The 9,070-nt window shown below is 63.8% G+C and carries 12 protein-coding genes and 1 pseudogene; 4 read left to right on the top strand and 9 right to left on the bottom strand.

Annotated features, from left to right (window positions below; translation table 11 throughout):
* Positions 1–191: 191 nt before the first annotated feature.
* Entirely contained in the window at positions 192–854 is a 663-nt protein-coding gene (locus tag ACVIIV_RS21325) for a TetR/AcrR family transcriptional regulator (RefSeq protein ID WP_456745921.1), read from the top strand.
* Positions 855–856: 2 nt separating this feature from the next.
* Here the strand turns inward: ACVIIV_RS21325 and ACVIIV_RS21320 are convergent, their stop codons facing one another.
* From ACVIIV_RS21320 to ACVIIV_RS21305, 4 genes are all read right to left on the bottom strand, one after another.
* Complete coding sequence (locus ACVIIV_RS21320; RefSeq protein WP_456745920.1) at positions 857–1,249, bottom strand: RidA family protein; 393 nt, start codon at positions 1,247–1,249, stop codon at positions 857–859.
* Between the two features lie 97 nt (positions 1,250–1,346).
* Entirely contained in the window at positions 1,347–1,562 is a 216-nt protein-coding gene (locus ACVIIV_RS21315) for a hypothetical protein (protein WP_456745919.1), read from the bottom strand.
* Between the two features lie 178 nt (positions 1,563–1,740).
* On the bottom strand, positions 1,741–2,970 hold the full coding sequence (locus ACVIIV_RS21310; RefSeq protein WP_456745918.1) for a CaiB/BaiF CoA transferase family protein: 1,230 nt from the start codon (positions 2,968–2,970) through the stop codon (positions 1,741–1,743).
* Positions 2,971–3,152: 182 nt separating this feature from the next.
* Positions 3,153–4,358 carry an MFS transporter gene (locus ACVIIV_RS21305; RefSeq protein WP_456745917.1) on the bottom strand — a complete coding sequence of 402 codons (1,206 nt, stop codon included), beginning with the start codon at positions 4,356–4,358 and terminating at the stop codon, positions 3,153–3,155.
* Positions 4,359–4,547: 189 nt separating this feature from the next.
* Between ACVIIV_RS21305 and ACVIIV_RS21300 the strand changes: the two genes are divergently transcribed.
* Entirely contained in the window at positions 4,548–4,805 is a 258-nt protein-coding gene (locus ACVIIV_RS21300; protein WP_212372106.1) for a type II toxin-antitoxin system Phd/YefM family antitoxin, read from the top strand.
* Entirely contained in the window at positions 4,802–5,185 is a 384-nt protein-coding gene (locus ACVIIV_RS21295; RefSeq protein WP_456745916.1) for a type II toxin-antitoxin system VapC family toxin, read from the top strand. The genes ACVIIV_RS21300 and ACVIIV_RS21295 overlap by 4 nt, the downstream gene beginning before the upstream one ends.
* A gap of 72 nt (positions 5,186–5,257) precedes the next feature.
* On the opposite strand, the gene ACVIIV_RS21290 is transcribed toward ACVIIV_RS21295, so the two are convergent.
* The 5 genes and pseudogenes from ACVIIV_RS21290 to ACVIIV_RS21270 form a co-directional block, all read right to left on the bottom strand.
* Positions 5,258–5,428, bottom strand: a complete 171-nt coding sequence (locus tag ACVIIV_RS21290) for a hypothetical protein (protein ID WP_456745915.1) — start codon at positions 5,426–5,428, stop codon at positions 5,258–5,260.
* A gap of 39 nt (positions 5,429–5,467) precedes the next feature.
* Positions 5,468–5,671, bottom strand: a complete 204-nt coding sequence (locus tag ACVIIV_RS21285) for a hypothetical protein (protein WP_027576884.1) — start codon at positions 5,669–5,671, stop codon at positions 5,468–5,470.
* A gap of 59 nt (positions 5,672–5,730) precedes the next feature.
* Positions 5,731–7,065, bottom strand: coding sequence for a PQQ-dependent sugar dehydrogenase (locus tag ACVIIV_RS21280; protein ID WP_456745914.1), 1,335 nt, complete (start codon positions 7,063–7,065; stop codon positions 5,731–5,733).
* Positions 7,062–7,514: a DUF2231 domain-containing protein gene (locus ACVIIV_RS21275; RefSeq protein ID WP_456745913.1), complete on the bottom strand. Its 453-nt coding sequence runs from the start codon at positions 7,512–7,514 to the stop codon at positions 7,062–7,064. The genes ACVIIV_RS21280 and ACVIIV_RS21275 overlap by 4 nt, the downstream gene beginning before the upstream one ends.
* A 96-nt stretch (positions 7,515–7,610) precedes the next feature.
* Positions 7,611–8,072 (bottom strand): annotated as a pseudogene (locus ACVIIV_RS21270) (NuoB/complex I 20 kDa subunit family protein); the annotation flags it as partial.
* Positions 8,073–8,377: 305 nt separating this feature from the next.
* On the opposite strand from ACVIIV_RS21270, the gene ACVIIV_RS21265 reads away from it, so the two are divergent.
* Complete coding sequence (locus ACVIIV_RS21265) at positions 8,378–8,872, top strand: YciE/YciF ferroxidase family protein (RefSeq protein ID WP_456745912.1); 495 nt, start codon at positions 8,378–8,380, stop codon at positions 8,870–8,872.
* Positions 8,873–9,070: the final 198 nt, after the last annotated feature.

Genomic DNA, 9,070 nt, shown 5'->3' with positions numbered 1-9,070 from the left:
TCCGGCCTTCAAACGATAGTTTCATACAACTGTTTGAATTGCAACTCCCCTCGGCGCTTCGCGGCCCTCACGTCATTCCGGGGCGACGCGGAGCGTCGAACCCGGAATCTCGAGATTGCGGCGCGAGATTCCGGGTTCGGCACTTTCGTGCCGCCCCGGAATGACGAGGTCCCAAGCCGAGATCCAAAACCATGGCCAGCGATCATACGAGATCTGCCATTCTCGCCGCAGCCGAACGGCTCTATGCCGATCGCGGCTTCGGCGACGTGACACTGCGCGACATCGTCGCGGAGGCCGGCGTCAACCTCGCCGCGGTGAACTATCATTTCGGCTCCAAGGACGAGCTGATCGCGGAATTGTTCGTCACCCGCTCGATCGCCACCAACCGCGAGCGCCTGCGCGAATTGAAGGCGGCGGAGGAGCAAGGCGGCGGCCGCGCCCCGATCGAGGTGATCCTGCGCGCGCTGGTCGGGCCGACCTTGCGCGGCTGCCTGGGACCGGAGAACCAGCGCTCGACCGCCGCGCGCTTCATGATCCGCGCCTCGATCGAATCCGTGCCGCCGATCCGCCGCATCAAGAACCGCGAGATCGACCATTTGCGCAAATTCGCCGCCGCGATGCGCCGCGCCCTGCCCGAGCGCAGCGACGTCGACGTCTATTGGGGCCTCAACTTCGCGCTCGCCATGGCGCACCACACCATCCGCGAGAGCGAGCGGCTGACGAAACTGTCCGAAGGCAAATGCGACCTCGACGACGTCGAGGATGTGGTCGCGCGCGTGGTCAGCGTGGCGACGATGGCGCTGACGGCAGGAAAGGTCGAGACGAAGGCGCCATCGAGGGTGGCGGCACGCTAACGTCACATCATCGCGATGCAGTCGATCTCGACGTCGAAGGGGCCGAACCATTCCGGCGTGCAGACGAAGATCCGCGCCGGCGGATCATGCGGGAAGTAGCGGGCATAGACCGCGTTGAACGCGCCGAAGTGCCTGGTCGAGGTGCAGTAGACGTTGCACTTCATGACGTTGTCGAGGGAGGCGCCGGCCGCCTCGAGGCACAGCTTCATCTGCTCCATGATGATTTCGCTTTGACGCTCGATCGGGGCGGAGGCGATCTCCCCCGTCGCGGGATCGAACGGCGGCAGGCCGGCGACGAAGATCATGTTGCCGGCGCGCGTCACCGGCGAGACCGGTGCGTTGCGTCGGTCGAGAAAGGTCGAGATCGGTTCGACGCGGAGAGCTTCGCGTTTCATGGCGACCACCTTCACTTCGAGCGAGACTGACGGCTGACTACATCATGTGGCAGCCGACATGTTTCGCTTCTGACCGAAGTGTGATCGTAAAGGCGGGCTATGCCCGCTGCGGCATCTCCTCGGCCTCTTCCTTGGCGAGCAGCAGCAGCATCTCGATGCCCATCTCGCCTTCTTGAGGCGATCGGATGAACTTTATTTCGTCGGCGCTCTGCCGCAGCGCAGCAATGATGGCGACGGCCTGATTGGCGGTGGCCGCCTCGGTCGCCAGAATGGCCTTCTGGTCCTTGGTCTGGAACCCGATCGTGTAGGACATTCACTTCCCTCCCGCACTCAAGTGGAGAGATCGAAGCAGAGTCTCGCGCGGAACGGAAGCCTGTGCGACTACGGAGCGGGGTTATCTGGGGATTGCGGACAAGCCTCACGCAAGCTCCAGCATGGCGCGCGCGTCCTCAGCTGTCGCAACGGTCGCGCCGAGGCTTGCGCTCATCCAGCTAGATGATCCCCTGTCGCTTCAGCGCCTCGATCCTCTCCGCATCATAGCCGAGCTTGCCGCCGAGCACCTCCTGGGTGTGCTCCCCGAGCAGCGGCGGCGCGCGGTAGTCCTCGATCGGCGTCTCCGACAAAGTCAGCGCATTGCGGACCAGCGACAGATCGGGCTGGAAGGGATGGTTGACCTTCACCCGCATGCCGCGCGACTGGACGTGCGGATCGGAGAACACCTGCTCGAAGTTATTGATCGGCCCCGACGGCACACCGGCCTCCTCCAGCTTCTCTAGCCAGTAGGCCACCGGCTGCTTCAGGAACAGGCCGGCGAAGATCGCCATGATCTCCTTGCCGTGCACGACGCGGTCGTTGTTCTTGACGAAGCGCTTATCGTTCGCGAGCTCGGGCTCGCCGAGCACGGCGCAGGTACGCTGAAACTGGCCGTCATTGCCGACCACCAGCATCAGCTCACCGTCGGCACAGCGGAACACCCCGGCCGGCATGCCGCCATTGCCCCAGGTGCCGCGGCGCGGCGGCGTCTTGCCGTTGACGAGATAGATCTGCAGCCAGTGCGACAGCGATGCGATGACGGTATCGAACAGACAGACGTCGATGTGCTGTCCCTGCCCGTCATTGGCGTCGCGATGGTAGAGCGCCGAGAGAATCCCGATCGAGGCGTTCATGCCGGTCATGTAGTCGACGATCGACGGGCCGACCTTCATCGGGCCCTCGCCAGGCTCGCCGTCGATATGGCCGGTGACGCTCATCAGCCCGCCCATCGCCTGCAGGATGGCGTCATAGCCGGCGCGCGGTGCATAGGGTCCGGTCTGGCCGAAGCCGGTCACCGAGCAATAGATGATGCCGGGATTGATCGCCTTGATGGTCTCGTAGTCGAGGCCGTAGCGCTTGAGATCGCCGACCTTGTAGTTCTCCATGAAGACGTCGGCGTCCTTGGCGAGCTCGCGGATGATCGCCTGCCCTTCCGGCTTGGCGATGTTGACCGTGACCGACTTCTTGTTGCGGTTGGCGCAGAGATAGAACGAATTGTTGTTGTTGGCCTTGCCGTCGGGGTCGGTTAGGTAAGGCGGTCCGAAGGCGCGCGCGTCATCCCCGGTGCCCGGCCGCTCGATCTTGATCACCTCCGCGCCGAGATCGCCCAGCATCTGGGCCGACAGGGGCCCCGCAAGCACGCGAGTGAGGTCAAGGATCTTGATGCCTGAGAGCGGCAGGGCCGACATGTCGATTTCCTCCGGGGAACTGATCTTGGCGCGGCGCGAGATCGCGAGGCCGCGCTCCCTGCGGATACACCATTTTCGCGCCCTGAGCACTGCACTGACGGCATGCGGCCATCTCCTGCCGGGCGAACGGCGCCCATTCCTGCTCGCAACTTTCCGCGCCGCGAATATCGCTTCTATGGGCTTTAGGTCGCGCCAGCCGCAACCGCCCGCGGCCGCCGCCGGCCGAGCAGGACCAAAATCAACACCGTGGCGCAGGAGAAGACGAAGGTGAGACCGAGCGCACCGCGGCTGCCGAACTCCGTGAGCAGGCCGACGAGGAGCGGCGGTGAGACCGCCGATGCCAGATTGAGCGGCAGCGCGATCATCGACATTGCCTTGGCGAACTCGGCCTGGTCGTAGAACACGAGCGGGATCGTCGCCCGCGCCACCGCCATCGCGCCGCTGCCGGCACCATAGAGCAGGATGAAGACCGCGACCGCCCAGGTCGCGCCCTCGCTCATCATCAGCAGCAGCATGGCCACCGGCAATGCGGTGCCCGCAACGAGCCCGGTCGTGATTCCGTCCCACCGCCCGCCGCCGAGGAAATCCAGCCCGCGGGCGCTGACCTGGATCACGCCCAGCATCGAGCCGAACACCAGCGCCTGAGCCGGCGCCAGCCCCTCCGCCCGCAACAGCTCGATCAAGATCGCGCTGATGCCGAAATTGACGAAGGCGTTCAGCGTGATCGCGGCGACGACGAGGCCGAACGTGCTCCGTGGAATCGCAGGCGGCGGCGACCGCCTGGACGGCTCGGCGCCATCGTCCTTTGCGATCTGCCGGCGCGGCGCGCAAAACGCATAGAGCGGAAGGCTGACGACGAGCATCATCGCCGCGTAGACGAGGCACGTCCCGCGCCAGCCGAGATGACCGCTCAGGAACGAGGTCGTCGGCCAGAAGATGCTGCTGGACAGGCCCGTCACCAGCATGAGGGCGCCGATCGCGTTCTTGGCCTGTCGCCCCGCGATCTCGTTCAGCAGGATATAGGCGCCGGTCGACAGCGTGGCGCTGCCGGCGATGCCGAGGACGATCCACGCTACGAAATAGAGCATCGGTTCGCGCGCGAGCGACAGCAGCACGAAGCCCGGCGCAGTGACGACCGTGCCGACCATCATGACCGTCCGCGCGCCATGCCGCGCAAACGACTTGGCGAGCAACGGGCCGCACAGCCCCATCGAGACGTAGAGAACGGACGTCCCGGCGAACACCGCCGGCAGGCTCATGCCGAGATCGGCGGCGAGATCGCGCCCAACGATGGCGGGAAGCCCGATCGTGCCCCATCCGACCAGCTGCGTGATCGCGAGCACCAGCAGGACGCCGATCAGCCTGCCGTCCGATTTCAAAAATTGCATTCCAAACGTCGCCTGCCCGCCAGGCGCTGATTGCGCCGGCTCACATCTCTTAGCGGGAGATCGCAGAATCGAGGAATGTCAGTTCCGAATGCCATGGAGGCACGCTTCGCAGAGCGGCGGAAGTCATGGCCTGATTGACATGGACCACCCTCTGGTCCATTTTATGGAAACGCGAAGAGGGACAATGAGATGCGCGTCTCCGTCACAGAGGCCAAGGGACAGTTGACCGATCTTGTCCGTCGTGCGGAAGCCGGCGACGAGGTGATCCTGACGCGACATGGACATCCTGCGGTGCGGCTCGTTCCGATCAAGCTTCCCCCGGACCCTGCGACCCGGCGCGCGGTGCTCGAGGCTGCCCGCAAGAGCGGCGCGGCCAAAGCGCTTCCCGGCCCCGATGCGGCGCGCAGTCAGGACTTTCTCTTCGGCAATGATGGAATGCCGGAATGATCGCAGTCGATACGTCGGCACTCATGGCGATCGTGCTCGACGAGCCGCAAGCCGATGCCTGCATCGCTGCGCTGGAGACCGCGGACGAAATCCTGATCTCGGCCGCCACCGCTGCGGAGAGCCTGATCGTCGCTGCGCGCCGCGGCGTGTACGAAGAGATGAAGAGCCTGATCGCAAATCTCGGCTTGAACGTGATCTCGGTGACCCAGGCATCCGCCGAACGCGTGGCGCAGATCTACTCGCTTTGGGGCAAAGGCAATCATCCTGCCGGCCTCAACTTTGGCGACTGTTTCGCCTACGATGTCGCCAAGGAGCATGGCTGCGCACTGCTCTATGTCGGTGATGACTTCGCAAAGACCGATATCGCAGCAATCGCTTAGGTCGACCAGCGCGCAACGCTGCGAAGCTACGAGCGCCAATTCAAAGAGCTGAGGGCCTGCTCGCCACGCCCCTCAAGCCGTGTGACCGGGATCCACATGCTTCGGCGTCTTCTTGTCGCGCTGAGGCGTCATCTTGGCCGGATCAGGCGCATCCGGCACGCCGCGCGGACCGAGCTGGTCGCGCTGGATGTCGTCCTCGGAGCGGGATGGCTCGACACCATTGGGCTCACGGGGCTTGGTCATCGCGGCCTCCTTCTTTCGAGCGCATGTCTGCGGTGAGCTCTACACACCGAGCGCGTTCTCGCCGGCTTCACGGCCGGGCACGCTGACATGGACTTCATGTCCCTCGCGAAGAGCCAGGGATGCCGCGGCCACCGCCGACTCGAATGCAGCTTCCTTGGTGGCGTATCTGCTCTTGACGTCGCCGTCATGCAGCACGCCCCATTCGTCCTGCACCGGCACGATGGCGTATTGAGCGAGACCCATTGTCCTACTCCTGATCTACCGTTCAAAAAATCGTCTGAACTCTCAACGCGGTACCGGGCTCAACGTTGCGTCAGTTGGGGATGGACGGCACTCACCCGCCAGACCGTGTTGCCGCTGTCGTCGGCGACCAGCAACGCGCCGGTCTTGTCGATGGCGACGCCGACGGGACGGCCGCGCGCCTGGTTGTCGCTGTTGAGAAAGCCCGTGACGACGTCCTGCGCCGGGCCGCTCGGCTTGCCGTCCGTGAACGACACGAACACGACCTTGTAGCCGTTGAGCACCTGCCTGTTCCAACTGCCGTGCTCACCGACGAAGGCGCCGTTGCGATAGGCAGCCGGCAAGCTGGTGCCGGTGTTGAAGGCGAGCCCGAGCGGGGCGACATGCGAGCTCAGCGCGTAGTCCGGCACGATCGCCCTGGCGACGAGATCAGGCCGCTCCGGCTTGACGCGGGGATCGACGTGCTGGCCGAAATAGCTGTAGGGCCAGCCGTAGAAGCCACCGTCCTTCACCGAGGTCATGTAATCAGGGACGAGATCGGGACCGAGCTCATCGCGCTCGTTCACCACCGTCCACAGTGCCCCGGTCTGCGGCTCGAAGCTGAGGCCGTTGGGATTGCGCAGGCCGCTTGCGAACACGCGCCAGCGCCCGCTGGCACGATCGACCTCGAGGATCGCGGCGCGGTTGTGCTCGGCCTCCATGCCGTTCTCGGTGATGTTGCTGTTGGAGCCGACACCGGCATAGAGCTTCGATCCGTCGGGACTGGCGACCAGGCTCTTGGTCCAATGATGGTTGATCGGACCACCCGGCAGCGGTGTCAGCACCGTGCCGGGCGCAGTGATCTTCGTATCCCCTTCCGTGTACGGATATCTGACGATGGCGTCGGTGTTGGCGACGTAGAGATCGTTGCCGACGAGCGCGACGCCGAACGGCGAGTTGAGATGGTCGAGGAAGACGCTTTGCGTCTCCGGCACGCCGTCGCCATTGCTGTCGCGCAGCAGCGTGATGCGGTTGCTCTCGCCGCTGTCGCCGCCGGAGGTCGCCCAGGACTCGACATATCCCATCACGATTTCCTTGGGTCGCTTGATCGGGGCGCCCTTCGGGGCCTTGGATTCCACCACCAGCACGTCGCCATTGGGCAGCACATAGAGCGAGCGCGGATGCTGCAAGCCGGTCGCGAAGGCCTTGACCTGGAGGCCTGGCGCGACCGTCGGCGTCTCGTCCTTCTTCCAACCGATGATGCGGGCGATGTGAACCGACGGCAGCAGATATTGCTGGATGTCGGGGAGCGTCGGGTTGGCGCCCACTTGCGCCTTGGGATCGCCGCTACCGTCATTGCACCCGGCCAGAAACAGCAGCGACGAGCACAACAGCGCGTGGGCAGACAAGAGCTTCATCGCGCAACTCCCACGCCGTGGCGATAGACCATGGCCCAGCCGAGCCAGCCCGTGATCGCCAGGATCAGCACGGTGATCGCGGACAGAACGAGCCCGCTCGGCCACACCGAGGTCCAGGCATCGCGCATGTGGATCATCAAGTTGAAGATCGCCAGGATCAGCGCCACCGCATTGCCGATCAGATGCGGCCAGGCCGGCGTCTGCGCCCGCACCAGCCGATTTCCGATGAAATCGGTCAGGCCCGCGATGGCCGCCAGCACGCCGAAGATGACGCCGACGAGCAGAAGCCAGGCCGAAAAATCCGCCCACATGATCTCGGCGCTTGCGACATAGGCGATGTCGGTCAGCAGCGCTCCGACGAAACACGCGATCGGGATCGGCACCAGCATCGGATGGATCGGATGACCCGCGATCTGCGCGGTGGAGCGCACGCGCACGTCGTCTTCCACGGTTGGCCTCGTGTGGCTTTCACCCCGCCCGACCGGCCAACTCGCGCTTGCGGTGATGGTTCCTCAGCCCTCCCCGGGGGCCGGCACCTCATCGAGTCACCGCTCGATCGTTCCGGTTCGCCGAATCTTCTTCTGAAGCAGCACGAGTCCGTAAAGCAGGGCTTCAGCCGTCGGAGGACAGCCGGGCACATAGATGTCGACGGGCACGATGCGATCACAGCCGCGCACGACCGAGTACGAATAGTGATAGTAGCCACCGCCGTTGGCGCACGATCCCATCGAGATGACGTAGCGCGGCTCCGGCATCTGGTCATAGACCTTGCGCAAGGCTGGTGCCATTTTGTTGCAGAGCGTACCCGAGACGATCATGACGTCGGACTGCCTTGGCGATGCGCGAGGAGCCGCGCCAAACCGCTCAATGTCGTATCGCGGCATCGATACCTGCATCTGCTCGATCGCACAGCACGCAAGGCCGAACGTCATCCACATCAGAGAACCCGATCGCGCCCATGTGATGAGATCGTCGAGCGGGGCTACGAAGTAGCCACGGTCGCCGAGATGGTCCTGGACATTGTCGAAGGGAGCGTTTTCGAGATGGTTGCTTTCGAGATGGTTGCTTTCGAGATGGTTGTTTTCGAGATGGTTGTTTTCGAGATGGTTCATGGCGGTATTCGCCTCGCAAGCCCTGCATGATGCGGCAAGCACGGCTCCGTCTCGCTGTTCCTAACTTCTTCTTTGCTTCCTCGGCCTCGAGCTCAAATGTGTTTTGCATCCCGCTTGGCAAGGAACAGTCTCGCGGATAGGCGGTTGACCGCCAAATCCGGAACTCGGGTCATCCCAAACCCAAGCCATGGACGGACATCATGAAGATCAAAAACTTCAAAGAATTGTACATCGCCGAGCTGCAGGAACTCGCCAGCATGGAGGATCAGCTGAGCGATGCACTCAAACGAATGGCCGAGATGGCGGTGCATCCCTCCCTGAAACTTGCCCTAGCCGAGCATCAGCAAGAGACGGTGCAACAAGGTCAACGGCTTCAGGGGATCCTGCGGAAGCATGGCGCAGATGCGCGCGTGCACACCGACCAGGCTGTGGAAGCGTTGATCGAAGAGACTGCGAAGATGATGAAGATGGTGACGCAGGATGACTTGCGCGACGCCGCGATGATCGCCTCCGCCCAGAAGCTGGAACATTACGAGATTGCCGCTTATGGCAGCGCAGCCGCTCTTGCCGGACAGCTCGAGTTCAGGGAGGACCAGAACATCCTGCACGAGAGCCTGGAGGAGGAGAAGGCGACCGACACCATGCTGACGACGCTCGCGAAGGGCGAAGTCAATCTCGACGCTCTTGCAGCCTGACTGGAACGTCGCTGGTGACTCCTGCCGAGGACCACCGGCTTCAGGTGGGATGGCCCGGCCAAGCTCAGAGGCGGCGGGCTTTAAGCGTTCCTTGTACCCGCAAGCACGGTACCCGCAAGCACGCGTGAAACCGGACAGTTGCGCTTGGCTTTTCGTCGCGGAACTTGGATGTCTCAATTCCAAGTATTGCCAAGTCCA

The organism is Bradyrhizobium sp. USDA 4354 (assembly GCF_054060315.1).
This window is presented reverse-complemented; position numbering and strand designations above follow the sequence as displayed.